The sequence below is a fragment of the Streptomyces sp. NPDC058796 genome (assembly GCF_042745235.1).
Classification (GTDB): domain Bacteria; phylum Actinomycetota; class Actinomycetes; order Streptomycetales; family Streptomycetaceae; genus Streptomyces.
Genome location: NZ_JBHYOP010000013.1, coordinates 97843 through 119696, shown reverse-complemented (window position 1 = coordinate 119696; position 21854 = coordinate 97843). Strand labels below are relative to the sequence as shown.

The window sequence follows — 21854 nt, the reverse complement described above, 5'->3', positions numbered from 1 at the left end:
GCGGCGGGCCGTCCGGTCTCCGGGCGACCCGCCCCCGTGCGTAGGGCACACTCGGATGGAGGGGGGCCGTCCCTGCGGATCACTGCGAGGCCCGCATGCTCGATGTGCCGTTCTGGCTCTGGACCGTCTTCGCCGCGACCGTGGTCGTGTCGCTCGTCGTCGACCTGCTGGCCCATCGCAGCGCCCATGTCATCGGGTTCAAGGAGGCGGCCGCCTGGAGCGGACTGTGGGTGGGACTCGCCCTCGTCTTCGGCGCGGTCGTCTTCCTGGTACTCGGCGGGACGGCGGGAACCGAGTACACCACCGCGTGGCTCCTGGAGAAGAGCCTCTCCGTCGACAACCTCTTCGTCTTCGCCCTGATCTTCGCCTATTTCAAGGTGCCCCGCGAATACCAGCACCGGGTCCTGTTCTTCGGGGTCATCGGCGCCCTGGTGTTCCGCGGTCTCTTCCTGGCCGCGGGTGTGGCCGTGGTCAGCCGGTTCACCGCCGTCCTGTTCGTTTTCGCGGCCATTCTCTTCTACAGCGTGTACAAGATCCTCAAGGGCGAGGAGGAGAGCTTCGACCCGGGGCGGAGCTTCGCCGTCCGCCTGCTGCGCAAGTTCGTCCCCGTGCGGGACGAGTACGCGGGGCAGAGATTCTTCGTCAAGGAGGCGGGCAAGCGGGTGGCGACGCCCCTGCTGGCCGTCGTCGCCGCGATCGAGGCGGCCGACCTGATCTTCGCCGTGGACAGCGTGCCGGCCGTGCTCGCGGTCAGCGACGAGACCTTCATCGTCTACACCAGCAACGCGTTCGCCATCCTCGGCCTCAGGGCCCTGTACTTCATGCTGTCGGGCCTGCTGGACCGCTTCCACTACCTGAGCACGGGTCTGGCCGTCATCCTCGGCTTCATCGGCGTCAAGCTCATTCTCCAGGCGAGCCATAAGATGATCAGCAAGTCCATCCCCGAGATCCCCTCCACGCTGAGCCTGGCCGTGATCGTCGTGGTCCTGACGGTGTCGGTGATCATGAGTTTGCGGCGCCCCCAGAAGGCCCCGTAGTCCCGTGACGGCCGCGTCGGCGCCCCACTGTCCCTCTCGCACATTTGAACGTAAAGTGGGGGCAAAGGCTTTTCAAAGCTCTCGCTGGTGTTGGTGAGAAATCATGACCAGTCGCATGCAGAAGACGAAGACCCAGGGCACGAAAACGCAGCACACCGATTCGCCGCGCGAGGACGTCTGCCCCCGTTGTGGCCACCACGTGCCCCCGGAGGTCTCGCGCCACAAGACCCTCGGCATCTACGTCCCGGTATGGCACCGGGGCACCTGCCTGAATCCCGACTGCGACGCGTCCGGCCAGGAGCGGCGCCCGTAGCCCGGGGCCGCCGGCTCAGCCGACGGCGGGACCGGTGAGGGCCCGGCCCTCGCGGTCGTAGGGCCAGACGTTGGTCCGGCAGCCGTGCAGCCCCTTGATCTGCTGCATCATCACCGGGGCGGGACGCCCCGCCCCGGGGCAGCCCTCGTGGCCGTGGCCGAGGAAGTGCCCGACCTCGTGGTTGATGATCAGCGCGCGGTAGGACGTCACGTCGTCGGCGTAGTACCGCGTCGCCAGCAGCCACCGCTTGAGGTTGACCATGACGTCCTGACCGACGTTGCAGTTGACCTCGCCGCCGGTGTCCAGACCGTACTGGCCGCATATGTCGTCCACGGTCCCCGGCGTGGCCAGCCGCACCCGGAAGTCGGACGTGCCGCCGGACACGCGCCGGAATCCGGTCCGCCCGTCGGCCGTCCAGCCACGCTCGTCGGCGAGGATCCGCTCCACCTCGGCCGCCACCTCCGGCGCCGCGATCCCGATGCCGTCCTCGACCTGCACGACGTAGGTGAGCGTGTGTCCGCTCCCGCCGACCCGGTCACCGCCGCCCTGGGCGGTGACGAACGTCCCGGGGCCCGACGAGGGGATGGAGTCGGCACCCATGGAGTCCTCCCCCTTCGCCTCTTCCCCCGTCTCGGCGGCCTCGCGTGCGGACGGCGCGCCGGAGACCGGCGCGGACGGACCGGCCGCGTCAGCGCGGCCGTCGAAGGACACGGACCGTTCCTCGAGGACCAGGCCACCGGCGAGCAGCAGCACGACACCGGCCACGAGCCCCGCCCACAGGAGCGGCGGCCCGCCGCCCCGCCTGCGACGGGCCCGGGATCCGTGGCGGCGGGACGCGCCGGAGGGCGAAGCGGGGTTCGATCGGTGCACGTTCATGCTCACGAAGCGTGCCCGGTCCGTGTGATCGCCCATGGACGGCTTTTGGACCGCTGTGTAACAGCCGCGACCCGCACACGGGCGTTCGCACGTTCATCCGCATACTGAGACCCATGCCACGGGTCCTGATCATCGAAGACGACCGCGCCGTCCGCGACGGCGTGCGCCTGGCCCTGCGCCGCCAGGGACACGAGGTCGCCGCCGCGGCGACGGGCGAGGAGGGGCTGGAGCAGCTCCGGTCGTTCCGGCCCGACGCCGTCGTCCTCGACCTGATGCTGCCCGGCATGCCCGGTCTGGAGGTGTGCCGCCGCATACGCGCGCACGACCAGGTGCCGATCATCATGGCCACCGCCCGCGGCGACGACACGGACATCGTGGTCGGACTGGAGTCCGGGGCCGACGACTACGTGGTCAAGCCGGTCCGCGCCCGCGTCCTGGACGCACGCATCCGCGCGGTGCTGCGCCGGGTGGGCGGCGCCGCGGACGACCACGGCACCGCCCGCGTCGAACACCACGGCGACCTGGTCATCGACCGGGCCGGCCTCACCGTCACCCACCAGGGAAGGCCGGTCGCCCTCGGCCCCTCCGAACTCCGGCTGCTGCTGACCCTGTCCGCCTCCGCGGGGCAGGTCTTCAGCCGCCAGCAGCTCCTGGAGGCCGTATGGGAGCACAGCTACCACGGTGACGCGAGACTGGTGGACGCCTGCGTCAAGCGCCTGCGGTCCAAGATCGGCGAACCCGCCGGCAGCCCCCGCTACGTCCACACCGTGCGCGGCTTCGGCTACCGCTTCGGGGTCCGATGAGAGTGCCGCGCGTGCCGCGCGCGCTGAACGGGCTGCGCGTGCGGCTGGTCGTGGCCTTCACCCTCGTAGCCGTCGTCGCCACGGTGACCACCGGCGCCCTGACCTTCCGCGAGGCGCGCACCGGGGTCCTGCAGCAGAGCCAGGACACGGTGATCGAGGACTTCCGGCACCGCGTCAACACCCTGGTCCCCAACTACCGCTTCCCGCCCGACGAGTCCGACCTCCAGGCGTTCGCCGCCGACGTGTCGCGCGGCGGCCGGTCCCAGAACTGGCGGGTGCTGGTCGCCTACCGGCAGGCGAGCGCGACCTCCGCCCCCGGCGACGCGTTCCGCGAACTGTCGCCGGAGATGCGCGAGTCCGTGCGCACCCGCCGGGCCACGGTGTTCCAACGCGTGACGCGGGACGGCCACCCGGCACTGGTCGTGGGGATGCCCGTCACCTTCGCCGGCCAGTACAGCACCGAACTGCCCGCCTCGGGGCTCGAGGTCTACCTCACCGTGCCGCAGCGCGACGAACAGGGCTACGTCGACGCGCTGGTCTCCGCCATCGAGCGCGCCACCGTGCCCGCCCTGGCCCTGGCCGTCCTGATCGCGCTCCTGGCCGCGCGGGGTGTACTGCGCCCCGTGCGGGCCCTGCGGCGGGCCACCCGCAGCATCGCCGAGGGCCGGCTCGACACCCGGCTCGCGGTCCAGGGCTCCGACGAACTCGCCGACCTGTCCCGCACCTTCAACGAGACGGCCGCCGCGCTGGAGGGGTCGGTGGCGGAACTGCGGCGCATGGAGGCCGGCGCGCGCCGCTTCGCCGCGGACGTCTCCCACGAGCTGCGCACCCCGCTGGCGGCGATGTCGGCGGTCACGGACGTACTGGACGAGGACGCGTCCGGCCTGGACGAGGACACCGCGACGGCCGTGCGCCTCATCAGCGAGGAGACCACGAAGCTGGCCGGCCTGGTGGACGACCTGATGGAGATCTCCCGGTTCGACGCGGGCGCCGCCGCCCTGCACCTGGACGACATCGACCTCGCCGAGTCCGTACGGCGCACGCTCGCCACCCGCGGCTGGCCGGACACCGTACGGAGCAGCCTGCCCGGGCCGGGCGGGCTGCGCGGCCGGGTCGACCCGCGCCGCCTCGACGTGATCGTCGCCAACCTCGTCGCCAACGCGCTGCGCCACGGTGCCCCGCCCGTCCGCCTGCGCCTGCGCGAGGAGCACGACCCCCGGGCGGGCAGGCAGGCGGTCATCGAGGTCCACGACGGCGGGGACGGCATCCCCGGCGACGTCCTGCCGCAGGTCTTCGACCGCTTCTACAAGTCGGACAGCGCCCGCACCCGGAGCGAGGGCAGCGGCCTCGGGCTGGCCATCACCACGGAGAACGTACGCCTGCACGGCGGAACCGTCCGCGCGGCCAACCACCCCGACGGCGGCGCCGTCTTCACGGTCGTCCTCCCGCTGCGACCGGAGGGCGCCGGGGACCGTACGACGCACACGGACGAGGAGGACCGGCCATGAACCCGCGACGCAGGATCTCCCTCACCCTTCTGTGCGCGGCGCTGCTCCCGCTCTCCGCCTGCGGCATCCCCGCGACCGGCGTGGTGGAGGCGGGCGAGCCCGCTACCGGCGTCCGGGGCCCGGCCGGCACCCCCAGCCCGACACAGGCACCGTCCGGGGCCGTGCCCGCCGCAGCGGTCCCGCTCTACTTCGTGGCGGACGGCGACCTGGTGCCGGTGACGCGTACGGTGACCGGCGCGGCCGACCTCGGCAGTGCCGTACTCATGCTGTTCAAGGGGCCGGACGCCGAGGAGCGGGGACGGGGGCTGACGACCGAACTGCCGCCGGCCGCCGAGGCACCCACCGTCCGCGCCGACGGAGCGGCCGTCGTCGTCCAGCTGCCGAAGGGGACCGGGAGCCTCAGCGAGACGGCCGTCGACCAGCTGGCCTGCACGGTCGCCGTCGCCCGTCTGGGCCAGGACCCGGCCCTCGGCAGCGCGCAGGTGACCGTGGAACAGCCCGGCGGCCGGCTCGCCGGCCGGTCCAGCGACGACTGCCCGACCGGCGCGGCCGACGCGGCCGACAGGACGGGAGGCACCGGCGGAAGCACCGCCGGAGGCTGAGCGCGCGCCCGGGCGCGCGCACAGGCAACCCGAAGGAACTCGTTCCCCTCCTCCTCCAACGAGGGCCCTGCGCACCGGCGGAGCCCCGACCCGAGGTACTGAGGAGCGGATTCTTGATACGTGCTCGAAGGACATGGGCCGCCGCGGCGGCGGCCCTGACCCTGCTGGGAGTGGCGCCCGCCGCCCACGCCGCGCCGCGACCGCCAGGCACCGCCGATGCCCCGGCGACCCCGGCCGGCACCGCGGACCTCCCGCCCGGCTGGAGGGTCACCGGCGCCGGTGACGGGAGAGTCCTGGAGTGGCGCTCCCCGCGGAACGTCCCGCACGGCGACGCCCGGGTGGAGTTCCACGCCGACGGCCGCCTGGTCGGCGTACCGGAACCGGACGCCGACGGCCGCACCTTCCGCTTATCGCTGGACGACACCGGACCGGCCGCCCCCGACGGGCTGACGGACCTTCAGGCCATGGCCGCCGGCCGCCGCCTGGACGAACCACCCGGCGCCCCGGCCCGCGAGCGCCGCCCCTCCCAGGCGCCCCCGGCGAAGCTCCCGCCCCAGCTCCCCGCCGGCAGCGTCGACCCGGGCAGGCCCGGCCGGTTCGCCACGACGACCGGCGAGTACGCGCTCGACCCGGTGCGGTTGCCCGGCCTTCCCGCGCCGGTCGAGATGCGCGGCCTGGTCGTCGCGCCGAAGGGGGCGACCGGCAAGCGCCCGCTCGCCCTGTTCCTGCACGGCCGCCACGGCACCTGCTACGTCCCCGGCCAGGGTGAGGAGGCCGTCACGATCGACTGGCCCTGCGCGGACGGCGCCCGGCCCATCCCCAGTCACCGCGGTTACCTGGAGGACCAGAGGCTGCTCGCCTCCCAGGGCTACGTGACCGTCTCGATCTCCGCGGGCGGCATCAACGGCCAGGACGGCGACCTCGAGGACGGCGGCGCCCAGGCCCGTTCCTCGCTGGTGCGCTCGCACCTGGCCCGCTGGGCCGACTGGGCGGCCCGCCCCGCCACGGCGCCCCGGCCCGTACGCCGGGGTCCGACGGCCGACCTGTCCCGTGTCCTGCTCGTCGGGCACTCGCGCGGCGGCGAGGGCGTCGACCGGGCCGCCATGGACAGCCTCTACCCGCCGCCGGCGAGCCAGGACGGCGGCCCCGGACGCTCCCGCTGGAACATCCGGGGCACCGTACTCATCGGCCCCACCGCCTTCGGCCAGAACCCCGTCCCCGACGTGCCGTCACTGACGATCCTGCCGGGCTGCGACGGCGACGTCTCCGACCTCCAGGGGCAGTTGTACGTCGACGGCACGCGCGGTGTGAGCCGGGGCCGGGCGCTGCACAGCGCCGTCCACATCACGGGCGCGAACCACAACTACTTCAACAGCGAGTGGACGCCCGGCCAGGCCGAGGCGCCCGCCTCCGACGACTTCTGGGACGACCCCGAGGACCGCGACCCGGTCTGCTCGGTGGGCAGTCCCACCCGCCTCACCGCCGAGCAGCAGCACCGGGCCGGCGCCACCTACATCGCCGCCGCCGCACGGCTGTTCGTCGCCGGTGACGACCGGGTGCGCGAGCTGATCGACGGCACCGGCCGCCGGGCCCCCTCGGCGGACCCGGCACGTGTGCTGACCCACGCCGTGGGGGCCGGCCGCGGCGCCGGACTCCTGCCCGACGACGGGGTCGAGGTGACCGGCGGACGCCTGTGCGCCGCGGTCGACCCCGACCCGTCCGCCGCCTGCCTCGGCGAGGACGCCCGCGGCTCCTCGCCGCACTTCGCGTACTGGCAGCCGGAACGCGAGGTCGGCCGCAGCGCCGTCGCCCTCGACTGGACCGCACCGGGCACCCCGGCCCGGATCCGGCCCAAGGCGCCCGTATCCCTCAAGGGCGCCGAGAGCCTCGCCCTGCGCGTCATCGTGCCGCCGGGCAGCACCGGCACCCGGCTCGACGTGTCCGTCACCGACGCCGACGGCCGGCGCGCCACCCTCGGCGGCGTCCGCGCCGACGGACTGCCGGGCAGTGACCGCACGGCTTCCTACTGGGCGCAGGAACTGCGGGTGCCGCTCACCTCCGCCGCCCGCACCGGCATCGACCTGCGCCGGATCGCCTCGCTCGAACTGACGCCGCGTTCGTCCTCGGGCCAGGCCTGGCTGATGGACGCCTACGCCTGGCAGCCGGGCACCCCCCGGGTGCGGCCCGCACCCCTGGCCCGTGTCGACGTCGGCCGGACGACGGTCAAGGAGGGCGACGACGGAGTGCGCACCTACCGCGTCCCCGTGCGCGTCCGGGGCAAGGGCGGCGGCACGGTCCGCACGTACGTCACCGATCCGGCGACCGGCGTGACCGAACACCGGCTGGTGAACGTCCGTACCGGCAGCTCCGGCATCGACGTGACGGTGAAGGTGGCGGGCAACAAGCGGTACGCCTGGGACACCTCGCACGACCTGCTCGTGAAGGCGGTCCGCGGATCGGTCGTCGGCTCCTACGCCGGCGGTGTCACCGTCGAGAACGACGACCCGATGCCCAGGATCGCCGTGCGCCCCGTCGCCGACGAGGTCACCGAGGGACAGCCGCTGCGCTGGCGCGTCACCTTGTCCGAGCCCGCCGACGTCCACTTCGGCACCATGCTGCTGCCGGTGCCGGACGACACCCGTCCGGAGCTGTCCACCAAGGACGTCGACCCGGACTGGCTGCTGGAGAACGCCTGGGAGGTCCCCGACGACGAGGTCCCGCTGTCCCGGCTGGAGTACCTCTCGCTGTGGGCCCTGGTCCCGCCGGGGGAGACCGAGGCCGAGGTGACGGTGCCCACGGTCCGTGACGAGGTCACCGAACCCGCCGAGCACATCGGGTGGCAGCCCACCGACGACGCGGGCGAGCCGCTGGGCCCGGTGCTGAACGGCACCGTGCTCGACGCGTCGTAGCCGACCGGGCCGGCCCCGCACGCGGCTTCGGACCGTCCCGTCCCAAGCCGCGTGCGGGTGGCACAGGTCACGTGTGAGGGCACCGCGCAGCGCGCACGATGACGCCATGCCCGTTGACGCCACCCTCACCGACCACGGCACCTCAGCCCTCCGGGGCGTGCGGATCGCCGACTTCTCCCGCGTCCTCGCCGGACCGTACGCGACGATGCTCCTCGCCGACCTGGGCGCCGACGTCGTCAAGGTGGAACGGCCCGGCACCGGCGACGACACCCGCGCCTGGCGCCCGCCCGCCGACGCCTCCGGCACCTCCACCTACTTCCTGGGTGTCAACCGCAACAAACGGTCCGTCACCCTCGACCTCGCCACCGACGAGGGACGCGGCCGGGCCCGCGAGCTGATCGCCGGCTCGGACGTCGTGGTGGAGAACTTCCGCCCCGGCACCATGGAGAAGCTCGGCCTCGGCCACGAGGAACTGCGCGCCGCCGACCCGCGCCTCGTCTACTGCTCCGTCACCGGCTTCGGCACCGGGGCCGGCGCGGCGCTGCCCGGCTACGACCTGCTGGTGCAGGCCGTAGGCGGCCTGATGAGCGTCACCGGGGAAGCGGACGGCGAACCCGCCAAGACCGGCGTCGCCCTCGTCGACGTCATCACCGGGCTGCACGCCACCGTCGGCATCCTCGCCGCCCTGCGCCACCGGGAACGCACCGGCGAGGGCCAGCTGGTCGAGGTCAGCCTGCTCGGCTCACTGCTGTCGGCGCTGGCCAACCAGGCCTCGGGCTACGTCGCGGCGGGCGTCGTACCGGGACGGCTCGGCAACGCCCACCCGAGCATCGCCCCGTACGAGACCTTCCACACCGCCGACCGGCCGATCGCCCTCGCGGTCGGCAACGACCGGCAGTTCGCCGCGCTGGCCGCGCTGCTCGGCGTCCCGGAACTCGCCGACGACCCGAGGTTCCGCACCAACCCCGACCGGGTGGCGCACCGCGGTGAACTCCGGGCGCTGCTCCAGGACCGGTTGCGCACCCGCGGCGCCGACCACTGGGCCGGCGTGCTGCCGGCGGCGGGAGTGCCGGCCGGCCCGGTCAACGCCCTCGACGAAGCCTTCGCCTACGCCGAGCGGCTGGGCGTCGAGGCTGTCGTGGACGCGGGCGGTACCCGCCAGGTGGCCCATCCGATCCGTCTCGCCACCACCCCGGCGCGCTACCGTCTCGCACCACCTGAGCTGGGCGAACACACGGCCGAGATCTTCCCGGACGACGAGGGCGCGAGCACCTGACACCGGTCCCGGCGTGGCCGTACGACTGAGCCGGGGGCGCCTGGGTACCCTCCGCCGCATGGCGGTGGAGGAGAGGACGGAACCGCCGCGCCGGACACCGGCGCGGCAGCGGACCAACCGCACGGTCGGCCGGGCGCTGGCCCGATGGGCGACCACGACCGATCACAAAGTGATCGGCAACCTCTACATGACGACGTCCTTCGGGTTCTTCCTCTTCGGTGGCGTCCTCGCCCTGCTGATGCGGGGTGAACTGGCCCGCCCCGGGCTCCAGCTGCTCACCACCCACCAGTACAACCAGCTCTTCACCGTCCACGGCACGATCATGATGCTGCTGTTCGCGACCCCGCTGTTCGCCGGGTTCGCCAACGCGATCATGCCGTTGCAGATCGGTGCCCCGGACGTGGCCTTCCCCCGGCTCAACGCGCTCTCGTACTGGCTCTACCTGTTCGGCGGCCTCATGGTGGTGGCCGGGTTCCTGACACCCGGGGGAGCGGCAGCCTTCGGCTGGTTCGCCTACGCGCCGCTGAACAACGCGGTGTTCAGCCCGGGAGCGGGCGGCGACCTGTGGACCATGGGACTGGTGGTGACCGGCGTGTCCACCACGCTGGGCGCCGTCAACTTCATCACCACCATCCTGTGCCTGCGCGCCCCCGGCATGACCATGTTCCGGATGCCGATCTTCACCTGGAACGTGCTGTTCACGTCGATCCTGGTGCTGCCGGCCTTCCCCGTCCTCACCGCCGCGCTGCTGGCGCTGGAGGCCGACCGGAAGTTCGGCGCGCACATCTTCGACGCGGCGAACGGCGGGGCGCTGCTGTGGCAGCACCTGTTCTGGTTCTTCGGCCATCCCGAGGTGTACATCGTCGCGCTGCCGTTCTTCGGCATCGTCTCCGAGATCATCCCGGTGTTCAGCCGCAAGCCGATCTTCGGCTACGTCAGCCTGGTGGGCGCCACCATCGCCATCACCATGCTGTCCGCGGTGGTGTGGGCCCACCACATGTTCGCCACCGGCGCGGTGCTGCTGCCGTTCTTCTCCCTGATGTCGTTCCTCATCGCGGTGCCGACGGGAGTGAAGTTCTTCAACTGGATCGGCACGATGATGCACGGCTCGCTGTCCTTCGAGACACCCATGCTGTGGTCGTTCGGGTTCCTGATGACCTTCCTGCTGGGCGGGATGAGCGGCGTCCTCATCGCCTCCCCGCCCCTGGACTTCCATCTGACGGACTCGTACTTCATCGTCGCCCACCTGCACTACGTGCTGTTCGGCACGGTCGTCTTCGCGATGTTCGCGGGCTTCTACTTCTGGTGGCCGAAGTTCACCGGCAGACTCCTCGACGAACGCCTCGGAAAGATCCACTTCTGGACGCTCTTCGTCGGCTTCCAGACCACCTTCCTGGTCCAGCACTGGCTCGGCGAGCAGGGCATGCCCCGCCGCTACGCCGACTACCTGGCCGCCGACGGCTTCACCGCGCTGAACACCATCAGCTCCATCGGCGCCTTCCTGCTCGGCCTGTCCACCCTGCCGTTCCTCTACAACGTGTGGCGCACCCGCCAGTACGGCGCGAAGGCGGAGCACGACGACCCCTGGGGCTTCGGGCGTTCCCTCGAATGGGCCACCTCCTGCCCGCCCCCGCGGCACAACTTCACGTCGCTGCCCCGGGTCCGCTCCGAGTCCCCGGCGTTCGACCTGCACCACCCCGGCATCTCCCGACGCGACCAGAGGCACGAGCAGAGGAAGCAGTAGTGAGGACCGAAGCCCGTCTGTTCACCGGCGTGGCGGCCTTCTTCGCCGTCACCGCCGCCGGTTACGGCTGGTTCTCCCACGAGCCGGCCGGCACCGCGGCACTGACCGTCGCCTTCCTGATGGCCTCGCTCGTCGCGTTCTTCCTGCGCGTGCAGTACCGCAAGAAGGGCCTGCGAGCCCAGGACCGCGGGGACGCGGAGGTCCTGGACACCGCGGGCCCGCTCGACTTCTTCCCGCCGCACAGCCCCTGGCCCGTCACGACCGCCCTGGGGGCCGTCGTCCTCGCGCTCGGCATCGTCTACGGACTGTGGCTCGCCCTCATCGGCTTCGGCATCCTCGCCCTCGCCGTCCTCGGCCTCGTCCTCCAGTACGCCGGCCGGGACGCTCAGCGCTCCAGCTCGCCCGGAGAGGAAGGGGGCTCCTCGGGGCCCGCCTCCTCCACGTCGACCCGGTCGCCGTAGTACCACTCGCTGAGCGTCGCCCGCAGCCTCCCCACGTGCGGTCCCCCGTCGTCGGACGGAGTCGGCGCCAGCGGCTCCGGCTCCCGCCGCGACCGCAGCACGTGCCGCTCCTCGGTGCCGAGGGGCGCGTGGGTCTCGACGTAGCCCCCCGCGAGCGTCTGCCGCAACAGCCCCGTCTCCGCGCCCTCGTCCAGCCGCTCGCGCTCCCGCTCCTGCAGCGCCAGGCAGACCCGCTTGGTCACCATGAGGGCGATCGGCGGCAGCAGCACCAGGGAGACCCGGAACACCCAGGTCAGCAAGTTGAGCGAGATGTCGAAGACATGGGCGATGATGTCGTTGCCGCCCGCCAGGAGGAGCACCGCGTAGAAGCAGACCGCGGCGACACCCAGCCCGGTCCGCACGGGCTTGTCCCGGGGCCGGTCGCACAGGTGGTGCTCCTCGTGGTCGCCCGTCACCCAGCGTTCGAAGAACGGGTACGCGTACAGCACGGCGAACAGGGCGCCCGGCAGCACCACCGCGGGCACCAGGACGTTCCACATGACGGTGTGGCCCCAGACCTCCGTCTCGAAAGGCGGCATCAACCGCAGTGACCCCTCCAGGAAGCCGACGTACCAGTCCGGTTGCGATCCGAAGGAGACCACGTCGGGCCGGTAGGGGCCGTACGCCCAGATCGGGTTGATCTGCGCCACCGCCCCGAGCACCGTCAGGACGCCGAAGACCATGAAGAACAGGCCCGTGGAGTTCGTCACGAACTGCGGGAACATCGGCTTGCCGACCGCGTTGCGGTTGGTGCGGCCCGGCCCCGCCCACTGGGTGTGCTTGAGGTAGAAGACCAGGATCAGATGGAGCGTCACCAGCGCCAGCAGCACCCCGGGGACGAGCAGGATGTGCAGCGAGTACAGCCGCGGCACGATGTCGTCGCCGGGATACTCGCCGCCGAACGCGAACATGCTGACGTACGTGCCCACCACCGGGATCGACAGCATGATGCCCTGCGCGATGCGCAGCCCCGTCCCGGACAGCAGGTCGTCGGGGAGCGAGTAGCCGGCGAAGCCCTCGACGAGCGCCAGCAGGAAGAGCGTCACGCCGATCAGCCAGTTCACCTCACGCGGCCGGCGGAACGCCCCCGTGAAGAAGACCCGCAGCAGATGCACTCCGATGGCCGACAGGAACACCAGCGCCGCCCAGTGGTGCGTCTGCCGGATCAGCAGCCCGCCGCGCACGTCGAAACTGATGTCCACCGTCGAGCGGTACGCCTCCGACATGCTCAGCCCGAGCAGCGGCTCGTACGACCCGTCGTAGACGACCTCCGTCATCGACGGCTTGAAGAACAGCGTCAGCCACACGCCGGTCAGCAGCAGCACGACGAAGCTGTACAGGGCGATCTCGCCCAGGAGGAACGACCAGTGCTCCGGGAAGGCCTTGCGCAACAGCCCCCCGCCCGAGGAGACGGGGAGCCGCCCCTCGGCCCAGTGGACGGTGCGTTCGGCCGCGTCGCGGGCCCGCGCACCGGCGCGGGCCCTTCTCCTCTTCAACAGCACGGCGCATGAGTTCCCCCGCGTCCTTGCCGGAAACTACGCCGACGGCGGGTACGGGCTACGTACGGTCACCCTTCGGCTTGCCCCGCTGGTCCGGCGTACCGTGTGGCGGCGGGGAGAACGGCTGCGGCGAGGTCGCGGGCGACACGGGCGAGCCCGTGCGGCCCTGCCCCTGCTCCGGACGTACCGCTCCCGGGTCGCCGGAGGAGGGCTCGGCACCTGACCGCAGCTGCTCCAGCCGGGCCGTCAGCAGCTCCGTGGCGGGGAGCCGGTCGGCGTGCGACCGCTCGTACGCCAGCAGCTCCTCCACCTCCTGCGCGCCCAGCGACCGGATCCGGCTCTCCAGACCGCCGATCGGCAGATGGTCGTAGTCGGGCAACGGCAGGGTGTTGCGAGCGGGGTCGGCCATGGTTCTCACTTCCCTCTGTACGGCTTCCTCGGGTCAGCGTCCGCCCGGCCCGCCGCTGCCGAACGAGCCGCTGCTGCCCTCGTCCCAGCGGGGCCGCTCCTGCCCGGGGGCGGTGCGGCTGCCCTGGTGACCGAGGTCGTGCGGCAGCGTCCGGTCGTCGCTGGGGGGCATCTCGTCGGGCTCCCGCCGCTCACGCACCTCGCGGACGGGCCCCTCGTCGGGCATGCGGGGCTGCTCCTCCGGCGTCGGCGGCGGCGACTCCTTGCGCTTGAGCCGGCTGCCGAAGGCGAACGCCCCGATCAGCAGGGCCACGACCACGACGGCTGCGACACCGATGCCGACGCCGATGCCGCCGCCGGCGGCCAGGTCCATCCATGCGTTCGTCATGGAGCGCGGGTACCCCAGGTGCACGTCGCCAACCTGCTCAGCTCGACCGGGCGGACCGCGTCCGCGAGCGGTTGGCCTTCCGGATCGCCGCGAGCAGATCAGCCTTCGACATCCGCGACCGGCCCTCCACCCCCAGCTCCTTGGCGACGCCGTACAGGTGTTCCTTGGAGGCCTTCTCGTCGACACCCTCGCCACTGCGCCCGCCCTGTCCGCGGGGCCGGCCGGACTGCGGGTCGGACGGCCCCTTGCGACCGCCCTCCTTGCGCTGCCAGTGATCGCCGACCTTCTCGAACTTGTGCTTGAGCGCCCCGTACGCCACCCGGTGCGCGCGCTCACCCTCGCCGTACTCCTCCACCGCGGAATCGTGCGCCTTGATCCAGGTCCGCTGGGCCTCCCGGGGGGAGCGTTCCAGCGTCGACGGCAGTTCCTCTCGTCCCGGCATGTCCTGCACCTCCGCCAGTCGTGGGCGTTCTCGCTGTCACCAGCGCCGGAAGAGTGCACGGGTGCCCGCCGGGCCACCCGGAAAACGGGCCGGAACCCTTGGCAGCACAGGCCCGGCGGTTTGCCGCCGTCCGCAGCGGCAACCCGCGCGGTGTGACATCGACGACGACTTCCCAGCAGGAACTGTTCCGCTTCCTCGAGGACCGCTTCGCCTGTGCGCAGGCCTGCACCGAGTGCGCGCGGGCCTGCGCCCTGCGGGCGAGCCTCGTGGACCCGGACGGGACCGAGAACCAGGAGCTGGTACGACGCAAGGGCATCATGTGCGCGGAGGTCTGCGACGCGACCTGCCGAGTGCTGTCCGAACAGAACCAGGTGGACGAGGCCGCCATCCGCGTCCAGCTGGAGTGGTGCCGGCAGGTGTGCCTGGAGAGCGCCCACGTCTTCGACGCCCACCCGGGCGCCGAGGAGAGCGCCGAGGCCTGCCGCGCCTGCGCGCGGGCGTGCGGAGAGTTCCTCGCCACCCTGCGCTGAGGCGCCCTCTGGGGCGCCACGCGGCGGGGCGTTAGCCTGCCGGTATGGCGGTCACGCGGGCGGGTGCTCCAGCGGGCGACCCGGGGCTGTTCGGTCCCGGGTCGGTGACCTGGCAGGCGCACGGCGACCCAATGATGTGGATCGCCGGGATCCGGGCCCTGTACCTCCAGGCGCTGCACCCGCGCGCCGTGCGCGGCGTCATGCAGAACAGCGACTTCCGGCGCGACGCCTGGGGCCGCCTGATGCGGACCGCGGGCTTCGTCGGCACCACGACGTACGGCACCACCGAGGCCGCGGAGCAGGCGGGGGCACGCGTACGGAAGATCCATCGCAGGCTCGGCGCGACGGACCCGGACACGGGGGAGCGCTACGGCGTCGACGAACCCGCGCTGCTGCTGTGGGTGCACTGCGCCGAGATCGGCTCCTACCTGCACGTCCTGCGCCGTTCCGGCTTCCCGCTCACCGACGCCCACGCCGACCGCTACCTCGCCGAACACCGGCACAGTGCCCGCCTCGTCGGCCTCGACCCGGCCGCGGTGCCCGCCAGCCGCGCCGAGCTGGCCGCCTACTTCGCGCGGGTGCGGACCGAGCTGGCCGCCGGGGACGAGGCACACGAGGTGGACGACTTCCTGCGCCGCCCGCCCACCCACCCGCTCCTGGTTCCCGCACGCGCACTGCTGTGGCGCCGGGTGGCACAACTCGCGTACGACTCCCTGCCGACGTACGCGCACGGGCTCTACGGCAGACCGGCCCCCGATCCCGCCACCGTCACCCGGCGGCTGCGCGCCACGGGCACCGCGCTGCGCACGGTTCCCGCACGTCTGCGCTGGCAGCTGCCGCCCAGACACATCCTGCGCGCCGTGGCACGGCTCGGCCCGGCCGCGCGCCCGGCACCATACAAACTCGGACCATAAACCGCCATACTGGACCCGCCAGGGGAGGGCGCAGCTGACGGGACACAGAACTACGGGGGCGGGCGTAGTGATGGGGGACAGCACGCTGATCCAGGGCCGGTACCGGCTGCTGGAGCGAATCGGGCGCGGCGGCATGGGCGAGGTGTGGCGGGCGCGGGACGAGTCGCTTGGGCGGCGTGTCGCCGTCAAGTGCCTCAAACCGCTGGGCGCGCAGCACGACCACGCCTTCACCCGCGTCCTGCGGGAGAGGTTCCGGCGCGAGGCCCGGGTGGCCGCCGCGCTGCAGCACCGCGGCGTGACCGTGGTGCATGACTTCGGGGAGAGCGACGGCGTGCTCTTCCTGGTCATGGAGCTGCTGGAGGGGCGCGACCTGAGCCGGCTGCTGGAGGACAACAAGCATCATCCGCTGCCGGTCGCCGACATCGTCGACATCGCCGACCAGGTCGCCGCCGCGCTCGCGTACACCCACGAGCAGGGCATCGTGCACCGCGACCTGAAGCCCGCGAACATCGTGCGGCTCGCCGACGGCACCGTGAAGATCTGCGACTTCGGCATCGCCCGGCTCGGCCACGACGCCGGGTTCACCGCCCGGCTGACCGGCACGGGCGTCGCCATGGGCACCCCGCACTACATGTCGCCGGAGCAGATCGGCGGCGACGAGGTGGACCGGCGCAGCGACCTGTACTCACTGGGCTGCGTGCTCTACGAGATCGCCACCGGGGTGCCGCCGTTCGACCTCGACGACGCCTGGGCGATCCTCGTCGGACACCGCGACACCGAGCCGGAGCCTCCGCGCGCCCACCGCGCCGAACTGCCCGCCTACCTGGACCGGATCATCCTGGACCTGCTGGCCAAGCGGCCGGACCAGCGTCCGGACGACGCCCGGGAACTGGGCCGCCGGATCACCGCCGGCCGCACCTCACCGGCGTACGCGCCGGCCGTGCCGGCGCCCCGGACGCGGACGCCCCGGCCGGTCGGCGGAGGCCGGGCCGCGCTGCCGTCCTGGACCGACGGCATGACCACCGGCCACAAGGCGACCGCCGCCGACCTGCGCACCACGCCCCCGGACCCCGCCTCCGGCCTGTCCGCCGACTGGACCCCCCGCCCCGCGGACGCCGGGACCACCGCGCCGCGCCCCGGCGTCCGTCCCGACCCGGTGCCCGAGGCGGCCGCCGCGCTGGCCGGGCGGCACAACGCGGGCCTGAGCCTCGGACGGCTCGGCCGCTGGGAGCAGGCGGGCGAGATCCACCGCGCGGTGGCCGGGGAACGCGAGCGCCTGCTCGGCCCCGACCATCCCGACACGCTGGCCAGCCGCTACGAGATCGCCTTCACCCTCAGCCGCACCGGCCACCCCGCCGACGCGCTGCGCGCCTACAAACGCGTCGCCGAGGCCCGCATCCGGATCCTGGGCGCCGACCACGCCGACACACTCGCCGTCCGCCAGGAGATGGCCTACACCCTCGGCCGGCTGGGCCGGCACGCCGACGCCCACCAGGTCTACGCGTCGGTCCTCGCCGCGCGTGAGCGCGTCATGGGCCCCGACCACCCCGACACGCTGCGCTGCCGGCACAACCTGGCCTTCAACCTCGGCCGGCTGGGCCGCCCCGAGGACGCCCACCGGATGGCCCGCGAGGTGGCCGCCGCCCGTGCCCGCGTGCTCGGCCGCGACCACCCCGACACCCTGGTCACCCGCTACGAGGTGGCCTACGAACTCGGCCGGCTGGGCCGCTGGCAGGAGGCCCTCGCCACCTACCGGGAGGTCGCCGCGGCCCGCGAGCGGGCACTGGGCCCGGACCACCCCGACACCCTCGCCGCGCGCTACGAGATCGGCATCAGCCTCGGGCGCCTCGGCCGCAGCGCCGAAGCGCTGGCCCTGTACGAGGGGCTGATCGACGACCGGACCCGTGCCCAGGGACCCGACCATCCCGAGACCCTGCGCGCCCGCCACGGCCTGGGCGTCAACCTCGGCCGTCTCGGCCGCTGGGAGGACGCGCTCGCCGAGTCCCGCCAAGTGTGCGCGATCCGCGCCCGCGTGCTCGGCCGGGACCACCCGGACACCCTCGTCAGCCGCCGCGAGATAGCCGTCGCCCTCGGCTGGCTGGGCCGCTGGTCCGCCGCCCTCACCGAGTACCGCGAGGTCGCCACCGCCCGCGAACGCGTCCTGGGCCCCGACCATCCCGACACCCTCGCCGGCCGCGACGACGAGGCCCACTGCCTCGAACAACTCGGCCGCGCGGCCGAGGCCGTGGAGCTGTACCGCAGGGTGGCGGTCCTGCGCAGGTCGGGAGCGGGCCGGGCGGGGGCCGCGCACGCGGCCGGCCGCTGACGCGGGCGTTCGGCGGCGCGCGGGGCCGTACCTCTGGCCGCCCGTCGCCGCCCCGTGTTACCAAGAGCCATGACGCCGCCCACACAGCCCCTCGCAGCCCGCAGCTATGACGCCGTGGTCGTCGGCGGCGGACACAACGGTCTGGTCGCCGCCGCCTACCTGGCCCGCGCCGGGCGTTCGGTGCTGGTGCTGGAGCGGCTGGACCACACCGGCGGGGCAGCCGTGTCCACGCGGCCGTTCGCGGGGGTCGACGCGCGGCTGTCGCGCTACTCGTACCTGGTCAGTCTGCTGCCCAAGAAGATCGTGCGGGACCTGGGCCTCGACTTCAGGGTGCGCGGCCGCACCGTCTCCTCGTACACGCCCGTGGAGCGCGACGGCCGCTCCACGGGGCTCCTCGTCGGCGGGGGCGAGCGGCGGACCCGGGAGTCGTTCGCCAGGCTCACCGGCTCGGAACGGGAGTACGCGGCCTGGCAGCGCTTCTACGGCATGACCGGGCACGTCGCCCGGCGGATCTTCCCCACCCTCACCGAACCGCTGCCCTCCCGGGAGGAACTGCGCCGCAGGGTCGACGACGAGACGGCCTGGCGGGCCCTGTTCGAGGAGCCGATCGGCGTCGCGATCGAGGAGCACTTCGCGGACGACCTGGTGCGCGGAGTGGCCCTCACCGACGCCCTGATCGGCACCTTCGCCGACGCCCACGACGCCTCCCTGGCCCAGAACCGCTGCTTCCTCTACCACGTGATCGGCGGCGGCACCGGCGCCTGGAACGTGCCGGTCGGCGGCATGGGAGCCCTCACCGACGCCCTGGCCGGCGCGGCACGTGCGGCGGGCGCCGTCATCCTCACCGGGCACGAGGCGGTACGCGTCGACACCGACGGACGAGCCGCCGAGGTCACCTACCGTTCGGCCGACGGCGAGGGCGTCGCCGCCGCGCGCCACGTCCTGGTGAACACCTCCCCGCGGGAGCTGGCCGCGCTCACCGGGCAGGCACCGCCGCCGCCCGCCGAGGGCGCCCAGCTCAAGGTCAACATGCTGCTGACCCGCCTCCCGGCCCTGCGCGACCCCGCGGCCGACCCGCGCGAGGCGTTCGCCGGGACCTTCCACATCGCCGAGGGCTACGAGCAGCTGGCCACCGCGCACGCCAGCGCCGCCGCCGGCGAGCTGCCCGCCGCCCCGCCCTCCGAGATCTACTGCCACTCCCTGACCGACCCCACCGTCCTCGGTCCGGAACTCGCCGCCGAGGGCACGCACACCCTCACCCTGTTCGGCCTGCACACCCCCGCCCGCCTGTTCACGCGGGACAACGACGCCGTACGCGACGAACTGCTGAAGTCGGCCCTCGCCCAGCTCGACGCCCACCTGGCCGAACCCCTCGCGGACTGCCTGGCCACCGACGCCGACGGGCGGCCCTGCGTCGAGGCCAGGTCGCCGCTGGACCTGGAGCGCGACCTGCGCCTGCCCGGCGGCCACATCTTCCACCGGGGACTGTCCTGGCCGCACGCCCAGGACGGGGCCGGCCGCTGGGGCGTGGCGACCGGACACCCGAACGTGCTGCTGTGCGGCGCGGGCGCCGTGCGCGGCGGCGGGGTCAGCGGGGTGCCGGGCCACAACGCGGCGATGGCGGTGCTGGAGCGGACGCCGAGCTGACGGGCGCATGCGCCGCACCGAGCTGGGTACCGCGACATAACGGAAATTCCGTACACGTCACCAGCACGGCAAGGAGCCCGTCATGGCCGACCTCAGCCCCATCGACCTGCAGAAGGCCCTCAGCGGCATGGACTACCCGGCGGACAAGAAGTCGCTCGTCGACTGCGCCCGCAAGAACAAGGCCGACGACAAGGTCGTGAGCCGTCTCGACGGCCTCAAGGAGAACAGCTTCGACGGCCCGAACGAGGTGCAGAAGGCCGTCTTCAACGGCTAGTCCGTCACCCCGGCGACGCCGGGCGCCCCGGACGCGTACGGCCGTTCAGTCGGCCGACGCCGTCCACCCCACCGCCTCGAGCCGCGCCGCGTCCGCCGGGCGCGCGTCGTGGAAGAGGACGTCGCCCGCCGCCTCGGCGCGCAGCCCGTCGACGTACGCCCCGCGGCCCACGTACAGCCGGTCGGTCGAGTACCGCCAGCGCAGCGTGAGGCCGCGGGCGGCCGGAAGGGCGGCGGTCAGCCGGTGCCAGACGCGGCCCGACCAGCCGCTGACCGAACCCGCCGGGTGCTCCCGCGGTCCCTCACCGCGGCGCGTGGTGGTGAACGGCACGGGCGTCCACGTGGCGCCGCCGTCGGTGGTGGCCTCCAGGACGAGGGCGTCCGACCCGGGCTCGGTGTCCCACCACAGGGAGCAGCGCAGCCCCGCCCCGCCGCCGGACGTGTCCAGCGCGGGCAGCGTCAGCGTGGCGGTCGTCGATCCCGTCGTCCCGGAGAACCAGGCCGTGCGCCCGTGCGCGGGACGGACCGGCACGGCCCGCGCCATGTGGGTGCCGGCCGCGACCCGGGGAGCCGACCCCGAGCGCCAGCCGCGCACCGGGTGCACCGAGTTGCCCAGCACCACCAGGAACGAGTCGGTGGTCGGGTCCAGCACCAGCGAGGTGCCGGTGAAGCCGGTGTGCCCGGCCGTGCGCGGGGTGGCCATCGCACCCATGTACCAGTGCTGGTAGAGCTCGAAGCCCAGGCCGTGCTCGTCGCCGGGGAAGTCGGTGTTGAAGTCGGTGAACATCAGCTCCACCGACTCCGGGAGCAGGATGCGCGCCCGGCCGTAGGAACCGCCGTTGAGCAGCGCCCGGCCGAGGACGGCGAGGTCCCAGGCGCAGGAGAACACCCCCGCGTGCCCGGCGACGCCGCCGAGGCTGAAGGCGTTCTCGTCGTGCACCTCACCCCACACCAGCCCACGGTCCAGACCGGACCAGGGCTTGCGGGCGTCCTCGGTGGCCGCGATCCGCGGTCTCCAGGAGGCGGGCGGGTTGTAGCGGGTGCGGTCCAGGCCGAGCGGGGCGGTGATCTCGTCGCGCAGCAGGACGTCCAGGGCGCGGCCCGTGACCTCCTCCAGCACCAGCTGGAGGGAGATCATGTTCAGGTCGGAGTACAGGTACGCCGTTCCGGGCGGACTGACCGGCGCCTCGTCGTACACGAGCCGGACCCTCTCCTCGTACGTGGGCGCGCTGTACAGCGGGATCCACGCCCGGAAGCCCGAGGTGTGGGTGAGGAGCTGGCGGACCGTCACGTCCTGTTTCCCGGCCCGCCCGAAGTCCGGCAGGTACGAGGCGACCGGCGCCTCCAGCTCCAGCGCGCCGCGCTCCAACTGCTGCACGGCGAGGATCGAGGTGAACAGCTTGGAGATCGACGCCAGGTCGAACACCGTGTCCCGGGCCATCGGGATCTGCTCCCCGGCCGGGAACTCGACGCCGGTGTCGGTCGTCTCGTCGTAGGACCGGTAGCGCACCGCCATGCCGATCGGCTCGTGCAGGGCCACCGTCCCGCCCCGCCCGGCGAGCAGCACGGCGCCCGCGTACCACGGGTGCTCGGGGGAGGGGCCGAGGAACGTCTCGGCGTCGGTGACGAGTTGGCGCAGATGCCCGGCGAGCAGGCCGGCGCGCTCGGCGGAGCCGCGCCGCAGCGTGGGGCGTCGGCCCCGGTCCGCGACGGCCTCGGCCGGTCCGGCCGCGAACGGGGCGATGGCCAGGGCACCGCCCAGGGCCAGGGCGCCGGCGCCCAGTTGACGCCGAGTGAATCCGTTCGTCGCCTGTCCGGCCATCGAAGAGCCTCCCGCCACCGAAGCTGAAAGTATCTTT

Annotated in this window: 20 protein-coding genes; 14 read left to right on the top strand and 6 right to left on the bottom strand. The window is 73.2% G+C overall.

Annotated features, from left to right (window positions below):
• Positions 1-95 precede the first annotated feature (95 nt).
• Positions 96-1037, top strand: coding sequence for a TerC family protein (locus tag ACFW47_RS29390; protein ID WP_386286456.1), 942 nt, complete (start codon positions 96-98; stop codon positions 1035-1037).
• A gap of 103 nt (positions 1038-1140) precedes the next feature.
• Positions 1141-1350 carry a hypothetical protein gene (locus tag ACFW47_RS29385; RefSeq protein WP_386286455.1) on the top strand — a complete coding sequence of 70 codons (210 nt, stop codon included), beginning with the start codon at positions 1141-1143 and terminating at the stop codon, positions 1348-1350.
• 15 nt (positions 1351-1365) lie between these two features.
• Here the strand turns inward: ACFW47_RS29385 and ACFW47_RS29380 are convergent, their stop codons facing one another.
• The gene (locus tag ACFW47_RS29380; RefSeq protein WP_386286454.1) at positions 1366-2226 is read right to left on the bottom strand and encodes a DUF3152 domain-containing protein; all 861 of its coding nucleotides are present in this window, start codon (positions 2224-2226) and stop codon (positions 1366-1368) included.
• A 113-nt stretch (positions 2227-2339) separates the two neighbouring features.
• Here ACFW47_RS29380 and ACFW47_RS29375 point away from each other — a divergent pair, with 113 nt between their 5' ends.
• The 7 genes from ACFW47_RS29375 to ACFW47_RS29345 all read left to right on the top strand — a co-directional run bounded on the left by ACFW47_RS29375 (position 2340) and on the right by ACFW47_RS29345 (position 11529).
• On the top strand, positions 2340-3029 hold the full coding sequence (locus ACFW47_RS29375) for a response regulator (protein WP_386286452.1): 690 nt from the start codon (positions 2340-2342) through the stop codon (positions 3027-3029).
• Between the two features lie 11 nt (positions 3030-3040).
• Positions 3041-4537, top strand: a complete 1497-nt coding sequence (locus ACFW47_RS29370; protein WP_386286450.1) for an ATP-binding protein — start codon at positions 3041-3043, stop codon at positions 4535-4537.
• On the top strand, positions 4534-5139 hold the full coding sequence (locus tag ACFW47_RS29365) for a GerMN domain-containing protein (protein WP_386286448.1): 606 nt from the start codon (positions 4534-4536) through the stop codon (positions 5137-5139). Before ACFW47_RS29370 ends, ACFW47_RS29365 begins: the two co-directional genes overlap by 4 nt.
• Before the next feature lie 113 nt (positions 5140-5252).
• Positions 5253-8048 carry a hypothetical protein gene (locus tag ACFW47_RS29360; RefSeq protein ID WP_386286447.1) on the top strand — a complete coding sequence of 932 codons (2796 nt, stop codon included), beginning with the start codon at positions 5253-5255 and terminating at the stop codon, positions 8046-8048.
• A gap of 106 nt (positions 8049-8154) precedes the next feature.
• Entirely contained in the window at positions 8155-9324 is a 1170-nt protein-coding gene (locus ACFW47_RS29355) for a CaiB/BaiF CoA transferase family protein (RefSeq protein ID WP_386286445.1), read from the top strand.
• A gap of 13 nt (positions 9325-9337) precedes the next feature.
• Positions 9338-11068, top strand: coding sequence for a cytochrome c oxidase subunit I (gene ctaD / locus ACFW47_RS29350; protein ID WP_386286443.1), 1731 nt, complete (start codon positions 9338-9340; stop codon positions 11066-11068).
• Complete coding sequence (locus tag ACFW47_RS29345; RefSeq protein ID WP_386286441.1) at positions 11068-11529, top strand: cytochrome c oxidase subunit 4; 462 nt, start codon at positions 11068-11070, stop codon at positions 11527-11529. The genes ctaD and ACFW47_RS29345 overlap by 1 nt, the downstream gene beginning before the upstream one ends.
• Here ACFW47_RS29345 and ACFW47_RS29340 read toward each other — a convergent pair.
• Genes ACFW47_RS29340 through ACFW47_RS29325 form a run of 4 tightly spaced genes read right to left on the bottom strand, consistent with a single transcriptional unit; the run spans position 11454 to position 14305 of the window.
• Positions 11454-13070 carry a cytochrome bc complex cytochrome b subunit gene (locus ACFW47_RS29340; protein ID WP_386307608.1) on the bottom strand — a complete coding sequence of 539 codons (1617 nt, stop codon included), beginning with the start codon at positions 13068-13070 and terminating at the stop codon, positions 11454-11456. The genes ACFW47_RS29345 and ACFW47_RS29340 overlap by 76 nt on opposite strands.
• A 55-nt stretch (positions 13071-13125) precedes the next feature.
• On the bottom strand, positions 13126-13476 hold the full coding sequence (locus ACFW47_RS29335; protein ID WP_386307607.1) for a hypothetical protein: 351 nt from the start codon (positions 13474-13476) through the stop codon (positions 13126-13128).
• A gap of 33 nt (positions 13477-13509) precedes the next feature.
• On the bottom strand, positions 13510-13863 hold the full coding sequence (locus tag ACFW47_RS29330; RefSeq protein ID WP_386286436.1) for a DUF6479 family protein: 354 nt from the start codon (positions 13861-13863) through the stop codon (positions 13510-13512).
• A 37-nt stretch (positions 13864-13900) separates the two neighbouring features.
• Entirely contained in the window at positions 13901-14305 is a 405-nt protein-coding gene (locus tag ACFW47_RS29325; RefSeq protein ID WP_386286435.1) for a ChaB family protein, read from the bottom strand.
• Between the two features lie 152 nt (positions 14306-14457).
• Here ACFW47_RS29325 and ACFW47_RS29320 point away from each other — a divergent pair, with 152 nt between their 5' ends.
• The 5 genes from ACFW47_RS29320 (at position 14458) to ACFW47_RS29300 (ending at position 19996) form a co-directional block, all read left to right on the top strand.
• A complete protein-coding gene (locus tag ACFW47_RS29320) occupies positions 14458-14835 on the top strand; it encodes a four-helix bundle copper-binding protein (RefSeq protein WP_073732046.1) in 378 nt (125 codons plus the stop codon).
• A gap of 44 nt (positions 14836-14879) precedes the next feature.
• Positions 14880-15749 carry an oxygenase MpaB family protein gene (locus tag ACFW47_RS29315; protein ID WP_386286434.1) on the top strand — a complete coding sequence of 290 codons (870 nt, stop codon included), beginning with the start codon at positions 14880-14882 and terminating at the stop codon, positions 15747-15749.
• 70 nt (positions 15750-15819) lie between these two features.
• The gene (locus ACFW47_RS29310) at positions 15820-18075 is read left to right on the top strand and encodes a tetratricopeptide repeat protein (protein WP_386307606.1); all 2256 of its coding nucleotides are present in this window, start codon (positions 15820-15822) and stop codon (positions 18073-18075) included.
• Positions 18076-18144: 69 nt separating this feature from the next.
• Positions 18145-19722 carry a phytoene desaturase family protein gene (locus tag ACFW47_RS29305; protein ID WP_386307604.1) on the top strand — a complete coding sequence of 526 codons (1578 nt, stop codon included), beginning with the start codon at positions 18145-18147 and terminating at the stop codon, positions 19720-19722.
• Positions 19723-19804: 82 nt separating this feature from the next.
• A complete protein-coding gene (locus ACFW47_RS29300) occupies positions 19805-19996 on the top strand; it encodes a DUF2795 domain-containing protein (protein WP_055420399.1) in 192 nt (63 codons plus the stop codon).
• Between the two features lie 45 nt (positions 19997-20041).
• Here ACFW47_RS29300 and ACFW47_RS29295 read toward each other — a convergent pair whose 3' ends face one another.
• Entirely contained in the window at positions 20042-21817 is a 1776-nt protein-coding gene (locus ACFW47_RS29295; RefSeq protein ID WP_386307602.1) for a serine hydrolase, read from the bottom strand.
• Between the last annotated feature and the right edge of the window lie 37 nt (positions 21818-21854).

Bases quoted from the DNA above. Each gene is read 5' to 3' on its own strand.
- ACFW47_RS29355 (WP_386286445.1), top strand. From the start codon at position 8,155: ATGCCCGTTGACGCCACCCTCACCGACCACGGCACCTCAGCCCTCCGG.
- ACFW47_RS29335 (WP_386307607.1), bottom strand. From the start codon at position 13,476: ATGGCCGACCCCGCTCGCAACACCCTGCCGTTGCCCGACTACGACCAT.
- ACFW47_RS29390 (WP_386286456.1), top strand. From the start codon at position 96: ATGCTCGATGTGCCGTTCTGGCTCTGGACCGTCTTCGCCGCGACCGTG.
- ACFW47_RS29380 (WP_386286454.1), bottom strand. From the start codon at position 2,226: ATGAACGTGCACCGATCGAACCCCGCTTCGCCCTCCGGCGCGTCCCGC.
- ACFW47_RS29375 (WP_386286452.1), top strand. From the start codon at position 2,340: ATGCCACGGGTCCTGATCATCGAAGACGACCGCGCCGTCCGCGACGGC.
- ACFW47_RS29300 (WP_055420399.1), top strand. From the start codon at position 19,805: ATGGCCGACCTCAGCCCCATCGACCTGCAGAAGGCCCTCAGCGGCATG.
- ACFW47_RS29330 (WP_386286436.1), bottom strand. From the start codon at position 13,863: ATGACGAACGCATGGATGGACCTGGCCGCCGGCGGCGGCATCGGCGTC.
- ACFW47_RS29385 (WP_386286455.1), top strand. From the start codon at position 1,141: ATGACCAGTCGCATGCAGAAGACGAAGACCCAGGGCACGAAAACGCAG.
- ACFW47_RS29365 (WP_386286448.1), top strand. From the start codon at position 4,534: ATGAACCCGCGACGCAGGATCTCCCTCACCCTTCTGTGCGCGGCGCTG.
- ACFW47_RS29325 (WP_386286435.1), bottom strand. From the start codon at position 14,305: ATGCCGGGACGAGAGGAACTGCCGTCGACGCTGGAACGCTCCCCCCGG.
- ACFW47_RS29305 (WP_386307604.1), top strand. From the start codon at position 18,145: ATGACGCCGCCCACACAGCCCCTCGCAGCCCGCAGCTATGACGCCGTG.
- ACFW47_RS29310 (WP_386307606.1), top strand. From the start codon at position 15,820: ATGGGGGACAGCACGCTGATCCAGGGCCGGTACCGGCTGCTGGAGCGA.
- ACFW47_RS29315 (WP_386286434.1), top strand. From the start codon at position 14,880: ATGGCGGTCACGCGGGCGGGTGCTCCAGCGGGCGACCCGGGGCTGTTC.
- ACFW47_RS29295 (WP_386307602.1), bottom strand. From the start codon at position 21,817: ATGGCCGGACAGGCGACGAACGGATTCACTCGGCGTCAACTGGGCGCC.